The organism is Streptomyces sp. NBC_01481 (assembly GCF_026339995.1).
Classification (GTDB): Bacteria; Actinomycetota; Actinomycetes; order Streptomycetales; family Streptomycetaceae; genus Streptomyces.
Genome location: NZ_JAPEPT010000004.1, coordinates 752,132 through 772,193 on the forward strand (window position 1 = coordinate 752,132; position 20,062 = coordinate 772,193).

At 68.2% G+C, this 20,062-nt stretch carries 12 protein-coding genes and 5 pseudogenes; 12 read left to right on the top strand and 5 right to left on the bottom strand.

Features of this window, described 5'->3' with window-relative positions; translation table 11 throughout:
- Positions 1-100: 100 nt before the first annotated feature.
- Positions 101-339 (top strand): annotated as a pseudogene (locus tag OOK40_RS25125) (hypothetical protein); the annotation flags it as partial.
- Between the two features lie 115 nt (positions 340-454).
- Positions 455-1,987 carry a M28 family metallopeptidase gene (locus tag OOK40_RS25130; protein ID WP_266486603.1) on the top strand — a complete coding sequence of 511 codons (1,533 nt, stop codon included), beginning with the start codon at positions 455-457 and terminating at the stop codon, positions 1,985-1,987.
- 382 nt (positions 1,988-2,369) lie between these two features.
- Here OOK40_RS25130 and OOK40_RS25135 read toward each other — a convergent pair whose 3' ends face one another.
- Positions 2,370-3,950: an alpha/beta fold hydrolase gene (locus OOK40_RS25135; RefSeq protein ID WP_266486125.1), complete on the bottom strand. Its 1,581-nt coding sequence runs from the start codon at positions 3,948-3,950 to the stop codon at positions 2,370-2,372.
- 611 nt (positions 3,951-4,561) lie between these two features.
- On the opposite strand from OOK40_RS25135, the gene OOK40_RS25140 reads away from it, so the two are divergent.
- Positions 4,562-5,917, top strand: a complete 1,356-nt coding sequence (locus OOK40_RS25140; RefSeq protein WP_266486128.1) for a flavin monoamine oxidase family protein — start codon at positions 4,562-4,564, stop codon at positions 5,915-5,917.
- A 63-nt stretch (positions 5,918-5,980) separates the two neighbouring features.
- Here OOK40_RS25140 and OOK40_RS35330 read toward each other — a convergent pair.
- Positions 5,981-6,670 (bottom strand): annotated as a pseudogene (locus OOK40_RS35330) (hypothetical protein); the annotation flags it as partial.
- A gap of 86 nt (positions 6,671-6,756) precedes the next feature.
- Between OOK40_RS35330 and OOK40_RS25145 the strand changes: the two are divergent.
- A complete protein-coding gene (locus OOK40_RS25145) occupies positions 6,757-6,960 on the top strand; it encodes a hypothetical protein (RefSeq protein WP_266486131.1) in 204 nt (67 codons plus the stop codon).
- 437 nt (positions 6,961-7,397) lie between these two features.
- Here the strand turns inward: OOK40_RS25145 and OOK40_RS25150 are convergent, their stop codons facing one another.
- Positions 7,398-7,991, bottom strand: coding sequence for an ABATE domain-containing protein (locus tag OOK40_RS25150; protein WP_266486134.1), 594 nt, complete (start codon positions 7,989-7,991; stop codon positions 7,398-7,400).
- An 86-nt stretch (positions 7,992-8,077) separates the two neighbouring features.
- On the opposite strand from OOK40_RS25150, the gene OOK40_RS25155 reads away from it, so the two are divergent.
- Positions 8,078-8,869, top strand: coding sequence for an MBL fold metallo-hydrolase (locus OOK40_RS25155; protein WP_266486137.1), 792 nt, complete (start codon positions 8,078-8,080; stop codon positions 8,867-8,869).
- Positions 8,870-9,572: 703 nt separating this feature from the next.
- Here OOK40_RS25155 and OOK40_RS25160 read toward each other — a convergent pair.
- Complete coding sequence (locus OOK40_RS25160) at positions 9,573-11,060, bottom strand: long-chain fatty acid--CoA ligase (protein WP_266486138.1); 1,488 nt, start codon at positions 11,058-11,060, stop codon at positions 9,573-9,575.
- A gap of 149 nt (positions 11,061-11,209) precedes the next feature.
- On the opposite strand from OOK40_RS25160, the gene OOK40_RS25165 reads away from it, so the two are divergent.
- From OOK40_RS25165 to OOK40_RS25190, 6 genes and pseudogenes are all read left to right on the top strand, one after another.
- Positions 11,210-12,394: a CdaR family transcriptional regulator gene (locus OOK40_RS25165; RefSeq protein ID WP_266486141.1), complete on the top strand. Its 1,185-nt coding sequence runs from the start codon at positions 11,210-11,212 to the stop codon at positions 12,392-12,394.
- A 436-nt stretch (positions 12,395-12,830) separates the two neighbouring features.
- On the top strand, positions 12,831-13,184 hold the full coding sequence (locus OOK40_RS25170; RefSeq protein WP_266486143.1) for a hypothetical protein: 354 nt from the start codon (positions 12,831-12,833) through the stop codon (positions 13,182-13,184).
- Between the two features lie 583 nt (positions 13,185-13,767).
- Positions 13,768-14,958: an IS110 family transposase gene (locus tag OOK40_RS25175; RefSeq protein ID WP_266486146.1), complete on the top strand. Its 1,191-nt coding sequence runs from the start codon at positions 13,768-13,770 to the stop codon at positions 14,956-14,958.
- Between the two features lie 15 nt (positions 14,959-14,973).
- A pseudogene (locus tag OOK40_RS25180) lies at positions 14,974-16,063 on the top strand (transposase); the annotation flags it as partial.
- Positions 16,064-16,652: 589 nt separating this feature from the next.
- The gene (locus OOK40_RS25185; protein ID WP_266479884.1) at positions 16,653-17,882 is read left to right on the top strand and encodes an IS110 family transposase; all 1,230 of its coding nucleotides are present in this window, start codon (positions 16,653-16,655) and stop codon (positions 17,880-17,882) included.
- 21 nt (positions 17,883-17,903) lie between these two features.
- Positions 17,904-18,050 (top strand): annotated as a pseudogene (locus tag OOK40_RS25190) (transposase); the annotation flags it as partial.
- Positions 18,051-18,084: 34 nt separating this feature from the next.
- Here the strand turns inward: OOK40_RS25190 and OOK40_RS25195 are convergent.
- Positions 18,085-19,578 carry a transposase gene (locus OOK40_RS25195; protein ID WP_266484976.1) on the bottom strand — a complete coding sequence of 498 codons (1,494 nt, stop codon included), beginning with the start codon at positions 19,576-19,578 and terminating at the stop codon, positions 18,085-18,087.
- Positions 19,579-19,699: 121 nt separating this feature from the next.
- Between OOK40_RS25195 and OOK40_RS25200 the strand changes: the two are divergent.
- Positions 19,700-19,864: pseudogene (locus OOK40_RS25200) on the top strand (transposase); the annotation flags it as partial.
- Positions 19,865-20,062 lie beyond the last annotated feature (198 nt).

Genomic DNA, 20,062 nt, shown 5'->3' on the forward strand with positions numbered 1-20,062 from the left:
CGTGGCCCTGGGGGCCCGACTGCCAAGAGCCGGTCGCATCCAGAATCGACGTGGCCGACACCAAGGAGATGATCGGACGGCTCGCGTTGCACCGCCGCAACTCGGCCGCCGTATCTGCACCCCTCCGCCGGGACGCCGATGCGCGAGGCGGCCGGGGCCTACGGGGAGAAGGGCTCCTACCGGTCGGCGCCTGACATCACCGGACCGGAGTCGCTGGCCAAGGTACGGGCGCACAAGCAGGAGATGAAACGTGCGGCAAAGACTGCACCGGCCGCGAAAAAGGTCCTGATCCAGGACATGTTGAAGTGGATGCTTCGGCTCCGCGTGCCAATTGCATGAAATCAGCCGTCAGTTACGGCTCAGGTGTTCCCAGAACCCGCAGAGATCGCTAGCTTCCCCTCAACCTACGTTCGCACCGGGAAGGACCTCTGTGAACGCATCCCAGCGCAGAGCCGTGGCCACCCTGGCCGCAGCCGCACTCGCCACCCCGCTCCTGCTGGCATCGGCCTCCCCCTCCGCAGCACACCAGGACCCCGCCGACCGGGCGGCCAAGGAGGCGTCGAAGCTGGCGCGGAAGCTGGTCGAAAGGTCGTCCGCGCAGGACGCCTTCAAGCACCTGCAGAAGTTTCAGCAGATAGCGGACACGACCGGCGGACACCGCGCCGCCGGCTCGCTCGGGCACGACGCGTCCGCCGCGTACGTGTACCAGCAGTTGAAGAAGCTCGGGTACGACGTCTCGTACCAGCGCTTCGAGTTCATCTACACCGAGACGCTCGCCCAGAAGCTTTCGGTCGTATCGCCCGCGCCCCGCGACGTCGCCATCCAGGCGATGACGTACACCAAGTCCACCCCGGTGGGCGGCGTCAAGGCCGATCTGGCCGCGGTGCCGGTGGATGCCACCACCGGCTGCGAGGCCACCGACTACGCGTCGGGCATCTTCACCGGCAAGATCGCGCTGATCAAGCGCGGCGGCTGCACCTTCGCCGCGAAGCAGGCCGCCGCGGCCGACGCGGGCGCGATCGGCGCGATCGTCTACAACAACACCGAGGGCGCGCTCTCGGGCACCCTCGGCGACGCGGCGGCCGGCAAGATCCCGACCGGTGGCATCACCCTCGCCGAGGGTGAGAAGCTCGCCGCGGACCTCGCCAACGGTCCGGTGAACATCTCCTTCGAGATCCGCCAGCTGCAGGAGACGCGCAGCACCAACAACGTCATCGCGGAGACCCGCCACGGCAACGCAGCCAACACCGTGATGCTCGGCGCGCATCTCGACTCGGTCACCGCGGGCCCCGGCATCAACGACAACGGCTCCGGCTCGGCGGGTCTGCTCGAGGTCGCCGAGGAGCTGGCCAAGGCGGAGAAGCGCCCCGCCAACAAGGTGCGCTTCGCCTGGTGGTCGGCCGAGGAGGTCGGCCTGCTCGGCTCCGAGCACTACGTCGCGAACCTGAGCGGCCTGGGCAAGAAGGAGATCAAGCTCTACCTGAACTTCGACATGATCGCCTCGCCGAACTACGGGCAGTTCGTCTACGACGGCGACGACTCGGATGGCGTCGGCGCCCCGGCGGGCCCGACGGGCTCGGCCCAACTCGAGTGGGACATCAACGAGTTCCTCGGCAAGCGCGGCACCCCGCACGAGGGCACGGACTTCACCGGCCGCTCCGACTACGGGCCGTTCATCGAGGTCGGCATCCCGTCCGGCGGCACCTTCACGGGCGCCGAGGGCATCAAGACGGCGGCGCAGGCGGCGAAGTTCGGCGGTACGGCCGGCGTCGCGTACGACGTGAACTACCACGCCAAGGGCGACGACCTCAGCAACATCAACATGACGGCGTTCAAGGTGAACATCGGCGTCATCGCCAACGCCGTGGGCACCTACGCCCAGGATCTGAGCTCGCTGCGCAAGCCGGTCGACTCCGTCCCGACGGACGGTGACACGGGCAGCGGCGGCGGCCTGCACGGCGGTCACGACCACGAAGTGACCGAGTAACACCCCCGGCGCGGCGCGCCGCGGGCTCATCGCCTGCGGCCGCCGTCCCGAAGGGCGAGCGCGCATCGCGGTGTGCTGCGGCAGATCGGGACGGTGTACCAGTTCCGACACCTCGACCGGCAACGCCATCTCGCCCAACAGCCCTGGCCACGCGACGTGCGATGTACGTGTTCCAGCCGGGCGGCACCCGCGCCCTCAGGTTCACCCACGGCAAGACCTGGGTGGAACGGGACGCGGGCACCAGCGCGCAGGTTGGGACTTGGGCACACAACTCAGTTGCCACAGCCAACTCGTCGGACCGGAGGCATCCGGTACTGCGCTCCCCGATGGTGGAGCCCGCCGCAGGCGGAGGGCCCCAGGTGGTACTCATCTTGTCCAGGGTTCAGAAGCGGCTGACCGTCCCCGGGATACCGTGAGGCGTCGGAAGCGGCAGCAGGTTGGCGCCGCTGCGCTCGCGTGCTGCCGAAGCGGCCTGGCAGGTCACCTCCTTCGCCGGCAGCTTGCCGGTGGTCAGGTAGGCCGTGGCCGTCTTGTCCGCGCACGACTTGGAGCCGTAGATGCCGTGTCCGACACCGCCGACGACCGTGACCATCTTCGAGCCCTTCATGACGCGGCGCATGCCTTGACCGCTGGTCAACGGTGTCTGGGGATCCCACTCGTTCTGCAGGATGAGCGCGCCGACCTTGTTGTCGATCGTGGTGGCAGGCTCACTGCCGTTCTTCTTCCAGAACGCGCACGGCTTGATGTTGGATGCGAAGTCGCCGTACAGCGGGTACTTGCCCTTGTCCCGGATCGCGTCGCTGCGGTACTGCTCGGGATCGCGCGGCCAATTGCGAGTGTCGGCACATACGACGGACCAGAAGCCGGCGTCGCCGTTGTCCGAGGGCACGGTGCGGCCGAACGACGGCGGGAGCGGCGTGGGCGTCTTGGGCTCTCGCACAGCGGACGGGGGCTTTCCCGCGGCGGCCTTCTTCAGCTCGACGACCGACTCGGCGGCGTCGCGCACGCTAAAGAACATGCCGCGGCTGCTGGAGCGGATGTCGTCACCGGTCAGCACAGCGCCGTCGAGGTCGATCGGCTTGCGGTCAGCCTGGGCGACCAGGTCGTAGAAGGTCTTGCGGACCGCCTCGGGAGTCTTACCCAGTTTGTACGTGGAGTTCCGCTTGGCGGTCCACTCAGTCCACCTGGTGAAGGCGGGCTCGGTGCCCTCCGCCCAGACCTGGATCATGCCGCGCCAGACCCGAGCCGGGTCGACAGCGCTGTCCAGCACGAAGCGGTCGGCGCGCTCGGGGAACATCTGCGCATAGACCGCGCCGAGATAGGTGCCGTACGAGTACCCCAGGTAGGAGATCTTCTTCTCGCCGAGCACGGCACGGATCACGTCCATGTCCCGGGCGGTGTTGCGGGTGGTGATGTGGCGCAGCTTGTCGCCCTGCTTGGCTGTGCACTTCTCGGCAACGGTTCGGGCCCACTTCACGTCCTTGGCGAACGTCTCGGCCTTGTACGCCCGTTCCCAGTTCTGTTCCTTGGGCGTCAGGCCGCAGCTGACGGGGGAGCTCTGGCCGATGCCTCGCGGGTCGAAGCCTATGAGGTCGTACTTGCCCTTCACGGTCTTCGGTAGCTCGCTTGCCAGCTGCTGCGGCATGTCGATGCCCGAACCGCCCGGGCCACCCGGGTTGAGCAGGAGCACACCGCGGCGCTCCTTCTTGGTGCTCGTCTTCAACCTCGATATCGCGAGATTGAGCGTCTTGCCGCCGGGGCGGCTGTAGTCGAGCGGCACCTTGATCGTGGCGCACTGGAAGGCCGCCGGCATCGCTGTGTCACAGCGATGCCATGCCGGCTTCTGCTGAAGGTATTGGCTCAAGGGATTCTCTGCGGCGGATGCCGTAGCTGGTGCGAGCGCGGGAACCAGGGCGGCGACGGCGCTGGCCGCCACGAAGGGGGCTATTCGACTACTTCGCACGTGGGGAGGTCCTCGGGGTTGGTGCCTATGGGACGCACCAACCCTTTCGTGTAAAGGAGTTGGGCGAATCCATCAAAGAGACAAGGTTCTGTCCAACCATGGACTGACAGGCAGGAGCGACGGATGGTCCCGGAGTCGCACAACCACGACCGGCTCCGCGACGTCTTGCTGAAGCGGTCTTCGCCGACTGCGCCCCGACGTCGTCGTGATGGACAACCGGAAGCCGCCTCCTGGACGGCATCGAGGCCACCCGGCAGCTGGCAGGACCCGCATCGAGGAACCGGCCAACGAGGGACCGCGGGAAGCTCAAGTGCGACCGGGCCGCTTCTCTCGAAGCGCCGGGCTTGTTCTCGCTTGCTGCGCAGGAAGGTGAGGGTGTCTGCGTGCCGCTCGCGGCACTGGCGCCGGAGGCCACGGAGCCAGCCGCCAAGCAGTTGATTTTGCTCAGCAAGGTGGCCACGTCGTGGCCTGGAACGGCCCATCGAGTGGAGCCTCGACGGCAGCACGTGGGTGGGAAGAACCCGGCGAGGTTGCAGAGCCGGAGCAGGGCGTGTCGCGGTCAGCCCATAAGGTCATTCCTGCAGCTTGCTCTCTGAAGGGATCTCTTCAGCATGAACTCACCGGACGGCACGGGACGCCGCCGATTGCTCGGCTCGGCGCTCGCGCTGGCCACCACCGGGTGGCTGGCATCCTGCACCGCAAACAAATCGGGGCGAGCCGGCGGATCCAGGCGCGATGGCCTCAGCAACGCCGTGGACCCGGTGGCGTACTTGCGCACTTCGTGGTCGACTGATCCTTTCGCCCGCTGCTCTTATTCGTACCTCGCGCCCAGCACGCTGGGCGCGAGGGCACGCACTCTGCTGGCCGCGCCAGTGGCCGGCCGGTTGTACTTCGCCGGCGAAGCGACGTCCTCAGAGGCACCTTCCACAGCGCACGGCGCCTTGGAAAGCGGACGCCGTGCGGCCGCCGAAGTCATCAACGACGCTGAGAGCGGGGAGCACTTCGTGGTCATCGGGTCCGGGTTCGCCGGGCTCGGCTGTGCCCGCGCCCTTTCCGATGAGGGCTTTCAGGTGACGGTCCTTGAAGGTCGAGACCGGGTCGGCGGTCGTGTTTGGACGCGACATCTCGCAGGAGTCCCTGCCGAGATGGGCGCCTCGTGGATTCACGGCTCCTCGGGCAACGTGATGACCAAGGTGCTCAAAGAGACCGGCGACCCCAGCTACGCGTTCGACTACGACAATTCCACCGGCGGGGACGAGCACGCGATGGGGGAACTCGCCCGCTATCAGAAGAAGCTAGAAGACGTCGAAGACCCGGACACCGCCACCGTTGCCTCGGTGATGCCCCGCCGGCCGTCCGCTGCATTGCGCAACGCGCTGAACATCAACTATCCCCTGGAGTTCGCTGCCGAGCCCCGTCAGCTTTCGGTGACCGCCACCTTCGAAGGCCGCGACCTCAAAGGTCCCGATCTGCTGCTGCCGAGGGGCTACGACCGGCTGCTCGCCCACGTCCGCGGCGACATCCCGGTTCGCACGCAACAGGTCGTCACCGGCGTGCGCCACAGCGGGGATGGGGTGAGTGTGACCTTGAACAAAGGCGACACCGTGCGCGCCGACCGCGCGGTGATCACAGTCCCGATCGGCGTACTCAAGGCCGGGACCATCGACTTCGATCCAGCCCTGCCGAACGCCAAGCAAGAAGCCGTCCATGCGCTTGGAGCCGGCCTTCTGGACAAACTGTGGCTCGAATTTCCCAAGCCCTTCTGGGACAAGGACATCGACGTCATCGAATGGTTCGACCGTGACAACCCTGGCCTTTGGTCATGGTGGGTGAACGGATACAAAGCCTTCGGCAAGCCCGTCCTGCTCGGCTTCAACGGCGGCGACCACGCCCATAAACTCGCCCAGGTGTCCGACGACGAGGTCGTCGACAGCGCGATGAGAGCACTGCACCGCATGCACGCCTGAGCGGCCGCGCACATCAACGAAGACGTCGGGGTCGTTGGCGATCGCCGGGATGTCGATGAGGTTGTCGGCGTGGCCCAGGATGCCGGTCAGCGGGTTTTTGAGGTCGTGGCTGACCTGTCCGGCGAACTGCTGCAGGGCGCAGTTGGAGCGTTCGAGTTCGGCGCGTGCCGCATCGGCGGCTTGCAGTGCCTGCTGAAGCAGCGTCTGGTGACGGTGCAGGTCGAGGACGTCGACGACCACGCGGGCCAGCTTGTCCAGCGCGCCGCGCTGCGGGGCGGTCAGCTGGCGGACCTGCATGTCGAAGACGCAGAGGGTGCCGAGGACTGGGCCTTCGGGGGTGCGAAGTTGGGAGGCGGCGTAGAAGCGGATATCGCCGAGGACGCCGCTGACGTAGGGGTTGTCCGCGGAGCGGGGGTCCAGCGTGGCGTCCGGGACGAACACCGGGGCCGGCTCGACGATGGTGACCGCGCACATGGAGTCGCTGCGCGCGCATTGCGTCGGTTCGAAGCCGATGCCTGCGATCAGGTTGGCGTGCTCGGCAGAGATGATGTTGATCAACGCGTGGGGGACCTGGCAGGTATGGGCGGCGAGTTCCACGATCGACGCCAGGTCCGGCGGGGCCGGTGCCGTCAGGATGCCGTACCGCTCAAGGACACGGAGGCGCTCCGGCTCATCAGCGGTCACCGGGAACGATGCTGTGGCCACGGTGGTCGTCCCTTCCCTGCCTGGTGGTGTCGAAAGATCGTTCCCCATACGACGCCAGCAGCCACGGTGGCAACCTGCGGATCACCCGACGGACCGACTTTGATGGATGCCCAGGTGTTGAGCGACTCGCTGACTTGGGGGAGCTTTTCGTCCGTAACCCGCGACGCAGAGCCTCAAAGGACGCCGGCGTTCACGACGCGTTCGCCGATGTTCTGGACTCCGCCGCGGCTGCCGTCATGCATGGCGTCGATGACCCGTACGACTTCGACGAGCGCCTGGAGGCCGACAACCTGAGCGGCGCGGCATCTCAGGTCCGCGACGCCTTCCGCTGGCTGTAACCGGAATCGGTCCGCGAGAAATCGGTCCGGGGGAGCCCTCATGGCGCATCGTCTGACCCCCAGGCGACTGGCCGCCCGCCGCGCCGCTGCCGCGCACCCGATGGGCAATATCACCCCGCGCATCGAGATAGCTCCCGGGTTGAAGGCCTGGCTGACGGCCGCAGACGAGATCGCCCTCGAAGAGCTCGGCCTTGGCGACTCGATAGACGACTGCGGCCATGTCCAGGGCAGCGCCGACCCTACGGCGAACACCGCACGCACCCGGCACCTCTTCCGCATCACGGCAAACGGCCGCCAGCCGTCGCGGACGCCATCTGACGCAACTGGACCACCTGGCTTCGTTGGCGAGATCGGACAGCAGATTTTCAGCACTTTGAACAGCAGTGAGCCTGGGCGTTGTTCGATTCAGCGCTGGTGGTCGCTGGGTGGCTGCAGCGTCATTGGGAGGTGGTACGGCGGGCGTAGGCGCGGGCGGCGCGGGCGCGGTCGCCGCAGCGGGTGGAGCACCAGTGACGGCGGCCGTAGCGGAGCAGGTAGCGGTTGCAGGGTGCAGAGCCGCAGGCGGTGAGGCGGTCCGCGTCGGGGCCCGTGAGCAGGTCGGAGGCATCAGCGGCGAGGGTGGCCAGGGCGTGGTCGAGGATCGCGGTGGTGGGGTGGGGGGTGGCGCGGTAGGGGCCGGTCTTGTCGTCCCACTGCAGCAGCGGGGCGGTGGGGACGCGGGTCATCGCGTCGTTGATGGCCCTGACCGCGGCGGGGAGGGCGGGCAGACCTTCGGCGCGGGAGGCGAACAGCGACCTGATCTGTTCACGCAGCGAGCGCAGCTGTGTCGCGCACATCTCCCGCATGCCGGCGTCGACCGGAGCGAGACCGCGTTCTGTCAGCCAGTGGTTCGCCTGCGCGGGAGTGCCCAGAAGATCGACCGCGTGCCCGCCGGCCAGCGCAATCGCGCTGTTGGCAAGGGCGAGAGAGAGGTGCTCTTCCTCGCCCTCTGCGGGCGTCAGGCCGGGCTGTTCGGTCACGGGCTCCTTCATGTTCCTCATGGTACGGCTTGCACGCATCCGTGAGAAGCGGCTACGGTCGTCTCACGGTTCGACGATATCCATCCGTGAGGTGCTTCGTGTCTTCTCTCCCTGCAACGACCAACCCCTTCCCTGTCCGCGTCTTCGGCGGCCCGACCGCCCTCTTCGAGTACGGCGGCCTGCGCTTCCTGACCGATCCGACCTTCGACGCCCCGGGCGACTACGTTCGTCCCGGCGGCACGTTCCTGACCAAGACCGCCCACTCCAGCGGAGCCCCCGCCGACCTCGGCCCCATCGACGTGGTTCTGCTCTCGCACGACGAGCACCCCGACAACCTCGACACCTCCGGCCGGGCCCTGCTCGCCGACGTCCCGCTCACCCTCACCACCCCCGGTGGCGGACAGCGCCTCGAGGAGAAGGCCAAGGGCCTGGCCGACTGGGAGTCCATCGAGCTGAACCGCCCCGACGGCGGCACGATCACCGTGACCGGCGTCCCCGCCGTCCACGGCCCCGGCCCGCGTGAGGAGGTCGAGCCGATCACCGGCCAGGTCGTCGGCTTCATACTGACCGGAGAGGCTCTGCCGACGGTCTACGTCAGCGGCGACAACGCCTCCCTCGACGCGGTCAAGGAGATCGCCGAGCGCTTCGCCCCCATCGACACCGCCCTCCTCTTCGCCGGCGCCCCCCGCTTCCCCGTACTTTTCGACAACCAGCTGATCGTCCTGAACAGCGCCCAGGCCGCCGAGGCCGCCCAGCTCCTCGGCGCCCGCCGCGTCGTCCCCGTCCACTACGACAGCTGGGCCCACTTCACCGAAGGCCGCGACGAGCTGATAGCCGCCTTCACCGCCGCCGGTCTGGCCGACCGCCTGGACTGGGGCCAGCGAGACTGACCTCCGGCGCCTGAAGTGTCAACGGCAACGGTGAGACCTCCACGCCGCTCACAGCCGGGGGCGTCAGACGGCCGTGCTGCAGACCGGCGGCGTCCATCAACTGGTGGGCGAACACGGGCAGGTCGTCGTCGTGCGCGGACGGCTCGGTGGGGCTGTCCTCTCCAAGCTGCTGCCGCCAGCGAAGGGAGCAGTACGAACTCCACTGGCCTGAAGGTCGCGATGTGTCGGGGTGACGGGAGCCGCTTCCATGGGTGAGCGACGTGCGCCGGCACGCGAGCCAAGCCTCCTGGCACTGGCGAAGGAGCTGCGCGCCATCGGAGAGCTGGGCGCCGTCCTTGCCGACAAGGACTGTGAGCGGTCTAGTTGTTCTCGGAATCGCCGAGACCCTGGCTACGAATGACTGGGCAGGGCCGTTGCGGCCGAGAACAGTGACCTCCTTCAGCGTTGCCGCTCCAGGGTGAGGACGGCCGCGGCGATGGACGACATTCGATTGGCGCTGCAATGGGCTTGCGGAAGACCCCAGGCTCCAGAAAGGGCGGCACCAGACGGTCCCGGACATGGGTCAGGGGAGGGCAAGTGGCACCCGAACAGGCGTAACCGCTCTGCCCAGTTGCCTGGTGCCGCCGTCGGCCGGGGAGCCGTCGAGAACCTGGGAACGCGTCGGCGTTGCTGCTCGTCACCCGGCTGACTCAAGCACACGGCCTCACCCCGCCGGCGCGCTGATCTCCCGTTTGAGAATCTTGCCGCTGGGGCCGGTCGGCAGCGTGTCCACGAGCCACACCTCGCGTGGGTACTTGTACGCCGCCACCCGCTCCTTGACGAACTGCCGGAGCTCGTCGGGCGTGACCTGCGCCTTCGGGCGCAGCACCACCGCGGCCGCGATCTCCTCGCCCAGAAGCGCGTCGGCCACGCCCACCACCGCGGCCAGCGCAACGGCCGGGTGCTCGTGGAGCACCTCCTCGATCTCGCGCGGGTAGACGTTGTAGCCGCCGCGGATGATCATGTCCTTCTTGCGGTCGACGATGTACAGGTAGCCGTCCTCGTCCTGGCGCGCGAGGTCGCCGCTGCGCAGCCAGCCGTCCGGAATCGTGGCCGCCGTCTCCTCCGGGCGGTTCCAGTAACCCTTCATCACGTTCGGCCCGCGGACGGCCAGTTCGCCGATCTCGCCGGGAGCCACGTCTTGGCCCTTGTCGTCGAGGAGCCGCACCTCCACGTCCTTGATCGGGGTGCCGATGGACCCGGCCTTGCGTGGCCGGTCGGGGTGGTTGAAGGTGACCACCGGACTGGTCTCGGACATGCCGAAGCCCTCCAGCACCACGCAGCCGAAGCGGCGCTCGAAGCCGTGCAGGATCTCCACCGGCAGGGAGGCTCCGCCGGAGACGCACATCCGCAGCGTGGAGACGTCGGCGTCCGACGGGTGCTGGAGCAGCGCCGCGTACATGGTCGGTACGCCCTCGAAGATCGTCGCCCGGTCGCGGGCGATGGCGTCCAGCACGGTCTGCGGGTCGAAGCGGGGGATCAGGGTGAGCGAGGCACCGGCGCGGATGGTCACGCTCATCGTGCAGATCTGGCCGAAGATGTGGAACAGCGGCAGACAGCCCACGACCACGTCCTGCGCCGTCATCCGCTGCACTTCGACCGCGTTGACCTCGGTGTTGTGCCGCAGTCCGGCGTGGGTGAGCGTGGCGCCCTTGGGGCGGCCGGTGGTGCCGGAGGTGTACAGCAGCACGGCCACGTCCTCGCCGTCCGGCTCGCTCACCTCTGGCAGTGGCTCGCGTGCGGCCAGCAGGCCCGCGAAGGGTGCGGGCTCGACGGCCAGGTGCCGCACTCCGGCGGCGGCCGCGCCCTGCGCGCCTTCGCCCGGCGCCTGGTGCCACTCGAAGAGCATCTCCGCGCCCGAGTCGCGCAGGTGGTACTCGGTCTCCCGGGTCTTCAGCAGCGGGTTCATCGGCACGACGACCGCTCCGGCGCGCAGCACGCCGTAGTACAGGACGACGAACTCGGGAACGTTGGGCAGCATCAGAGCGACCCGGTCTCCCGGTCGTACGCCCTCCGCGCGTAGCAGCGCGGCGGCGCGGGCGCTGCGCTCGTCGAGCTCCGCGTAGCTGGTGACCTGGCTCCCCAGTCGCAGCGCGGGGCGTTCCGGCTGCCGCCGTGCCGTCTCCACCAGGAACTCCGCCAGATTGGCCATGACCGCCTCCACGAACGTCGCCGTTGAAATCCGCTGTTCACGTTGACGACATCGTGCAGACGTCGATGGCGACGGCCTATGTGCGGTCTGACAGCGTCTGCCCTCCCGGATTGTTCCCGAGCACAAAACAGGGGCGTTACGCTGCGGGAATGAACCTCTCAGGGGTGGTCTCGGCGCTTCATGCGAGTCTGCCGGAACTGGGCGAGCGGATGGCGCAGCGCATCCGCTCGGACGTCGATGCCTACAAGGACGAGTCGCTGATCCCCTTCGACTCGCTGCGCCGCTCGTGCACCGCCAACGCGGACCTGCTCCTGAACCAGCTCGGCCGCGCCGGCGCGCAGGACCCGAGCCCGGCGCGGGAGACCGGCCGCCTCCGCGCTGAGCAGGGCGTGCCGCTGGCGGACACCCTGCACGCGTACCGGATCGGCTTCGAGCTCCTGTGGACGGAGGTCCTCGCCGAGGCACGCAACCGTCCCGAGGTCACCGACGCCCAACTGGTGTCCCATTCCGCGGAGATCTGGGCCCTGTTCGGCCGCTACGCGGAGGCAGTGGCGGCGGCCTACCGGGAGACGACCGCCGAGCTGACCTCGCGGCGTCAGGCGCGCCGCTCGGCACTGGTGGAGGCGCTGTTCACCGGCGTCATCGCCGACCGCACGCTGTGGGAGGCCGCCCGCGAGCTGGGTCTGCCCGACCGCGGTCCCTACGTGGTCGCCGCGGCTGCGGCCGACGCTCCCGGCGAGGAGCCGCTGGCGGGGACGGAAACGGCATTGCGTCAGGCCCAGGTCCACTTCGCTTGGCGGCTGCTGCCCGACCAGCAGATCGGTCTGGCCGCCCTGCCCACGGCGACGGCGGAGAGCACCTGCCTGCGCATCCTGCGCCGCGCGGGCGCCCGCGTAGGTGTCAGCCCGTGCTTTCACTCGCTGCGGGACACCCCCCAGGCTCTGCGCTTCGCCCGTCTGGCTCTGGCCGGCCTCCAGGGCACCGGCCCCGGCGTCGCGCGGTTCGACGACAACCCGCTGGCCATGGTTGTCGCCGCCGCCCCAGCTGAGGCGGCGCACCTCGTGGAGGTGGTCCTCCAACCCCTGCTCGATCTCCCGGCCGCGGAGCGTTCCCGTCTCCTGGAGACCCTGGAGCACTGGTACGCCGCCGCCGGCTCCGCCACGGACACGGCGCGCAGCCTCTTCGTCCACCCCAACACCGTCCGCTACCGGCTGCGCCGCGTCGAGGAGCTGGCGGGCCGCTCCCTGTCCGATCCGCGAGCGGCGGCCGACATCGGCGCGGCGCTCCTGGCGGTCCGCCGGGCGGGCGCGTCATTCAGTGACGTCGTTCAGTAACTCGACTGCGTTGTGGTCTTGGTCGGCTCGTACAACGTCACCCAGTCGCGGCAAACCGAACGCGCTGCCGACGCGCCGCCACACTGACTGCAGCCCCCGCCGCCTCCCCCGTCGGCGGGGGCTCTTGCATGCCCGGCGAAACGGCTGTCAGGGCGGCGCGCCCCCCGGAACGCGAAACGCCCCCGCCCAATGGGAGGGGCCGTTCGTGGTGCTGACCCTGGCTCAGTCCGCGTCGCGGTCGACGCGGCGGCGCTGGGAGCGGGGCGGCTCGCTGCCGGTACGCAGCGCCAGCCGGACCGCAGCGCGGTCCCACTTGTGCGCGGCCCGCTGAGCTTGTTCTTTATGGTCTGCCTGGTCACAACAGTAGGCTGCCGGACACCGAGATGTCGGAGGTCGGCAGGAGACCCCGCACCGGCCGGAATGAGTCGAGGAGCCGATGCAGCGACGGCGGGCAGTCTCTCCCGAGAAGCGGTACGAGCAGCTGGTCGCGCAGTTCGCGGAGCTGGACGGGGTGACCATCCCTGGCGACGAGCCGGGACGGGAGGGAAAGTTCGGCGCTGCTGCGCTCAAGGTCGGCGGGAAGATTTTCGCGATGCTCGCGCAGGGCCGTCTGGTGGTGAAGCTCCCGCGGGCCCGGGTCGACCAGCTGGTGGATGCCGGTGAGGGCGAGCGCTTCGACCCGGGGCACGGGCGGCTCATGCGCGAGTGGCTCAGCCTGGACCCCGGCTCGGAGCTCAGCTGGGACGCACTGGCCCGTGAGGCCCTGGACTTCGTCAACCCTACCCACTGAGCCGCACAAGGACGGCTTCCCAACCCAGGCGACCCGCAGGCCGCCGATCTGGCGGCAGCGCGTATCGATCGTGGGCGTCTCAGCTTGTTCTTATCAACGACGGACCTGCCTACGGCGGTCATTGACGCCGGACGCTCCACACAGCAACCGTGGTCTCTAAGCTTGTTCCTTATGGTCTGACCTCGAACGATGCCTCGAACGCACTCGCTCATATGAGGATTCTGGGGACGTGAACACGGCCTTCGTCTGATCCTGTGCTCCGACCAGAGGCACTTGATCAGTACAAAGGCCGTGGGGGAATGAGTCTGCTGCAACCTGACGTTCGGCGGGAAGCGTTCGCGGTGGCGTCACACTTCCCTACGTTGTTCGGCGGGACGTGGTGAGCCCTTCGTATGGTTGACCCGCCCAGGGGCGTCGGGTGTGGCTTTCACACTTCTGCCGCCTGTGGCTTGTCCGGATTGGCCACCCGACGCCCCACGACGACTCGGCTGCCAATTAGGAATTGCGAATGATCGCTGAGTAGGGAATCGACAGCGAGGTCGTCCGTGGGAGGCACCACCGGCACACCACACGGAGGCACCACATGACCGCGATCTGGGCCGGCATCGACGCAGGAAGAACCCATCACCACTGCATCGCGATCGACGAGAGCGGCAGACGGCTGCTGTCGCGACGCGTTGCCAACGACGAGCCCGAACTGCTCGAACTCCTCGCCGACGTCCTCGCCCTGGGCGATGAGGTGACCTGGGGCATCGACCTGGCCGACGGCGGAGCCGCCCTGGCCATCGCGATCCTGCTCAACCACGACCAGCCGGTGCATTACATCTCCGGCAGGGCCATCCACCGCGCCTCCGAGGGCTACCGCGGCGAAGCCAAGACCGATGCCAAAGACGCGGCCGTCATCGCCGACCAGGTCCGCGTCCGGCACGACCTGCACTCCTTACGCACCAGCGACGAGACGGTCACCGACCTCAAGATCCTCACCAATCGCCGTCTCGATTTGGTTGCTGACCGCACCCGCACCGTCAACCGTCTCCGCGCCCAACTCACCGGCATCTTTCCCGGCCTGGAGCGTGTTCTGGACCTGGCCAACACCGGCCCGCTGATCTTGCTGACGGGGTACCAGACCCCGGCTGCCCTCCGCCGGATCGGGGCCAAGCGGCTGGAGTTGTGGCTGCGCAACCGCAAGGTCACCCGCGCCGACCGGCTCGCGGCAGCAGCTGTCGAAGCAGCCGAGCGCCAGCACACCAGCCTGCCCGGGGAAAAGCTGACCGCCCAGATGGTGCACACGTTGGCGACAGAGGTGATGGACCTCAACCGACAGGTCGCCGAGCTCGACAAGCTCATCGAGGCCCGGTTTCGTGACCACCACACCTTCGACGTGATCACCAGCATGCCCGGACTGGGCATCGTGCTCGGCGCCGAGTTCCTGGCCGCCACCGGCGGCGACATGACCGCCTTCCGAACCCCCGACCGCCTCGCCGGCTTCGGCGGCGTCGCCCCGGTCCCGCGCGACTCCGGCAAGATCAGTGGGAATCTGCGGCGTCCTCAGCAATACAACCGGCGTCTCCAACGCGTCTTCTACACCTCGGCGCTGTTCAGCATCCGCTACTGCGAGGACTCGCGACGGTTTTACGAACGCAAGCGCGCCGAAGGCAAGCGCCACACCCAGGCGGTCCTCGCCCTGGCCCGCCGTCGCGTGAATGTCCTTTGGGCCCTCCTCAGAGACGGGCGGTGCTACCAGCCCACACCGCCCATTGCCCTGGCTGCTTGACAAACACCATTAGGAATCCGGGACGACTTCTTCGACTGCCTGCCCGTGCGCGGGGACACGCTGTTCGAGCTGACCGACGCGTTGCTGTGCGCGGACGGCCCGGTGACCACGCCGGTGGACCTCACACTGACGGCCGAGCACCGGCGCGGGCACGGCGCGATGTACGACGCGCTCAGCTGCGGGAACGTGGATGTGCCGCAGTTGCGGCAGGTGCTGGCCGGGCTGCCGCAGCCCGAGGCCGCCGACGGGCGTCTGGTCCTGGCGGTGGACGTCACCCACTGGCTTCGGCCGGACGCACCGACCAGCCCGGACCGCCTGTTCTGCCACGTCTACGGCCGCAGCGGCCGGTCCTCGGACCAGTTCGTGCCCGGCTGGCCCTACTCGTTCGTCGCTGTGCTGGAGTCGGGCCGGACCTCGTGGTGCCAGATCCTGGACGCGCTGCGGCTGGGGCCGGCCGACGACGTCGCCGAGGTCACCGCTGCCCAGGTCCGCCGGGTGGTCGAAGACCTCATCGACATGAGCCGTTGGCAAGCGGGTGATCGCGACATCCTGGTCGTCTTCGATGCCGCCTACGATGCGCATGGCCCATCTACTGGAAGGACTGCCGGTGGAAGTCCTGGGGCGGATGCGCACGGACCGAGTGATGCGCAAGCCCGTCCCGGTCCCCTGGATCTCGCCGCCGTAAGGCGGGCGCCCGCCGAAGCACGGCAAGGAATTCCGCTTCGCCAAGCCCGACACCTGGGGCGAGCCTGATGCCGCGACGGTGCAGCTCACCGACCGCTACGGCACCGCTCGCGCGATGGCCTGGGACCGCATCCATCCTCGCCTGACTACCCGCTCCGCGTGGATCGACCACACCGGCGAACTCCCCGTCATCGAAGGCACGTTGATCCGTCTGGAGGTCGACCGCCTGTCCGGCGGCCACGATCCACTCGCCGTCTGGCTGTGGTCGTCGGCAACCGGTCTGTCGGACGAGGGCGTCGACCTGCGCTGGCACGCGTTCCTGCGCAGATTCGACCTGGAACACACTTTCCGCCTGTTCAAACAGACCCTCGGCTGGACCTGCCCGAAGATCCGCACCCCCGAGGCGGCGGACCGCTGGACCTAATTCCTTCTTAAGCACTCCGGTGGCTCCGGGTGGGGTAGCCGGGGTGTTCGAGTAGTGAGGTCCGTTACGCCTGATTCGAGCTGGGCTGGTGAAGCCTCTGGTTAGAGCGTGCGGGCGGGCCTTGCGCTTGTGGTGGTGGCTGCACGGGCACCGGACGGATGCCTTCGCTCAACCCGGCGTGAACGCCTGAGTGAAGAGTGGCGGCGTCCGGCGCCTCCGCGGCCGCCACCACTGACGCAGTGGGTGGCGATGTTCCATGGGCGCCGAGCGGACGTCTCCGCTGGACCTGGCCTCGATGCCTCTAGCCAGAGCGACGACGCTCGGCACCTATGAAGCGTCAACACCTACTCGCTTGATCACTCGTTGGTGTTGGTGGTGCGAGCCCTCCGCACGGTGACCTCTTGTTGCCCCCGAGCCGTATGAGCTCCCGAGTAGACCGAGGCCCGCGCGGTGCGCTGGTGCCACGAACACGGCTAGTGAGGCGTCGGTCCAGCCTGTGCGGTTGAGACCTGGAATTAGGTAGCCGCGTGGCCCGCATGCGCTCGTGACCAGCGCAAACACCTGCACCATCGGGGAAGGAACTACCTTGATCTACTGCGGAATCGACTGGGCGGAAAGGACGCACGACGTCGCCCTGGTCAACGACTCCGGCGAGTTACTGGCCAAGCGGCACATCACCGATGATGCCGCCGGCTACAAGATCTTGTTGGACCTGCTCGCCGAGTACGGCGACACCGAAGACGATCCGATCCCGGTCGCCATCGAAACCTCCCGCGGCCTGCTCGTTGCGGTGCTGCGGCAGGGAAAGCGGAAGGTCTTCGCGATCAACCCGATGGCCGCGGCCCGCTATCGCGACCGTCACTCCGTCTCGCGCAAGAAGTCCGACCCCGGCGACGCCCTCGTTCTCGCCAACGTGCTGCGGACCGACATGCACGCCCACCGTCCTCTGCCCGACGACAGCGACCTGGCCCGCGCCATCGCGGTCCTTGCCCGCGCCCAGCAGGACGCGACCTGGAACCGGCAGCAGATCGCCAACCAACTCCGCTCTCTCCTGCGCGAGTACTACCCTGCAGCCCTGGACGCCTTCTCCACCTGGCAGAACGGACTGTGCCGGCCGGAGGGTCGCGAGCTGCTCAGGCTCGCCCCCACGCCGGCCAAGGCCGCACGGCTGACCCGCACGCAGATCCAGGCCGCGCTCAAGCGAGCAGGCCGCCAGCGGGGCATCGCCGACGAAGCCGCGCGGCTCCGTGAGGCCTTCCGCGCCGACTGGGCCCACCAGTCCCCCCTCGTCGAAGACGCACTCGGCAAGCAGATGCTCGCCCTGTTGGGCCAACTGGAAGCCGCCTGCACGGCGGCCGACGACCTGGCGAAGGCGGTGGAAGAGACTTTCCCTCAGCACCCGGACGCTGAAGTGATCTTGAGCTTCCCGGGTCTCGGCGTCCAACTGGGCGCCCGGGTGCTGGCCGAGATCGGAGACGACCACGCTCGCTTCGCGGACGCCCGCGGTCTGAAGGCATACGCGGGCGCCTCGCCCATCACCCGGGCCTCCGGCAAGAAGTCCAGCATCACCCGACGGCGGATCAAGAACGACCGCCTCAACCACGCCGGCTACCTCTGGGCCTTCGCCGCCCCGAACGGCTCCCCTGGCGCCAAGGCGCACTACCGTCGACGCCGAGACGAGCACGGGGATTGGCACGCGTCCGCTCTGCGCAACCTCTTCAACCGAATGCTCGGTCAGCTCTACCACTGCCTGCAGGGCCACGAGCTGTTCGACGAAATGACGGCGTTCCCCACTCGGCTTGCCGCTGCGGCTTGACTCTTAGCTTCGTGAGGCGTCTGGCTGGTCATCGCGGCCCACACCCAACTTCGCCTCGCCCGGCCGCTGGCCGCTGACCTCCGCCGCCCATGGGAGAAGCCGGCCGAGCCCGGCCGACTCACCCCCGCCCGTGTCCGCCGGGGGTTCAGGAACCTCCGCCCGAACTTGCCGAGGCTGTCGCACGGCTCCGGCCCGGTGAAGGTCAAGAGTGCTTCTTGGGCGTGTGATTGATGAGCTTGTTGAGGTTGTGTACCGTGCCGAGGAGCTTGATCTCGGCGTCCACCGCCTGGCGGCCGCGGTAGTTGAGGTGTCGTCCGAAGCGTTGGAAGATCTGGGCGAATCCCGGCTCGACCAGGGCACTGCGTTGACGGTACTGGGCCCGTCCTGTTGGGGTGGCGAGGCGGGCCGCCATGTCCTGCTGGCCGGCAGGGGCCTGCTGACGTTTCGCGGGAAAGCCTGCCTGGTCGGCATCGCTGGTGACCGAGACCAGTAGCGGGAGGTCGGCGAGGGCCTCGAAGGACGCGGCGGAAGCGTACCCACTGTCGGCGAGCCAGAGTTGGATGTCGCCGGGGAGCCGTGCGGCCTGGTGATTGTGCTGGGTCTTCTTCACCATCAAAACGAGGGCCGTCCTGTCCGAGGGATTGTCGTGCGCTTCGATAGCCAGCAAGAATTGACGGCGGGCGCACACGATCTGGATGTTGTATCCCTGTAGGTAGCCGCCGCGTTTGCCGGGAATCAGCCGGGAGTCGGGATCGCTCAGGCAGGCACGGGACTCCGGGGAGGGGGCCGGTCGGGGTGTGCGGGCCCGCTCCAGCCAGGCCCGCATCTTCACCAGTCGCGTTCGCTGGCGAACGAGGACGGTCTTTTGCTCCATCGGGACCGGCGGCCGTCCGTTCGCTCCACGACGTCCTGCCGCCCGGTCCTCTCGGACGCGGAGCTCGTACTTCTTCAGCTTCTCCTGGTGAGCCTCGGTTTCGGCAGCCAGGCGCTTCTCCGCGCGGGCCACCATCCGCTCGGCGGCTTCGACCTTGATCCGGATCTCGGTGGGTGAAGGCATAGCCCGTTCATGCAGTCTGTCCCTGGCCAAGTGGGCCCGGGTGAGCCGGTCGCACAGCCGGGACAGGCGAGGCCAGTTGTCGCACGCGTCCTCGCCATCGCCCTGTGCTGCCGAGCCATCGGCCTCGACGCTCAGCGCGTGGTCGACTACATCCTCCATCAGCGCGTGGATCTCTTTCTCGCACTGGGAGATGGTCTCCTCCAGGCGCTGGAGCCGCTGGTTGGCGTCGCGTGAGGCGTTCGCCTCCATCGGTGAGCCGTCCACGGCCACTGCCGAAAGATCGACCAGGCCACGTCGGCCGCACAGCGACAACACCTGCACGAACAGCGAGTTCAAGGCGGCACGGTGGCGTCGTACGAACCGCGCGACGGTGGAGTGGTCCACTCGGCGGTTCGCGGTGATGATTCGGCAGCCCACGTCGTCCCAGCAAGCCTGCTCGATGCGACGGGAGGAACGCACTCCCTTGCTGTAGCAGTACAGGAGCAACGCAATCAGGCTCGCGGGAGGGTAGGCCACCCCGCCCCGCCCGTCGTCACGGTAGCTGTTCTCGAACGCCGATAGGTCAAGTAGCTCGACGACGTCGAGAACCTTCCAGCACAGGTGCTCGGGCGGCAGCCACTCCCGGACATCCCGCGGCATCTCAAGATCACATTCACGGTCGCACGACAAGAAGTTCCGCCCCACCAGCCAAGATTCCGACGCTTCCCTAATCCTCGGAACCGAACAACGAATCGCTCTTGACCTTCACCGGGCCGGAGCCGTGCGACAGCCTCTGCCCTGCCCGGCCCGTGCACCGAAACCCAACCGGCCCGGTCCCGGCAGACCGCTCGGCTCGAAGAACCGTCACCCCGCCACCCACTACGACGTGGGCAAAACGGTCAGGCGGCCCGAGACCATCGCCGAACGTGACCAGGTCAGACCATAAAGAACAAGCTGAGTGCCCGTTTCTCAACCTCCGGTATGGATCTTTGGGTGGGCTGGTCTGGTTTTTGTGGCCGGGGTCAATGGGCCTGTACGCGGACGGCGTTGTCTGGGTTGCGGTGACTGGTTGAGGCCGGTCCGGTCCGCGGGCGGTGTTCTGCTCGGGGTGTGCCGGTCCAGGCAGTGGCGTCGTCTGCGGCGG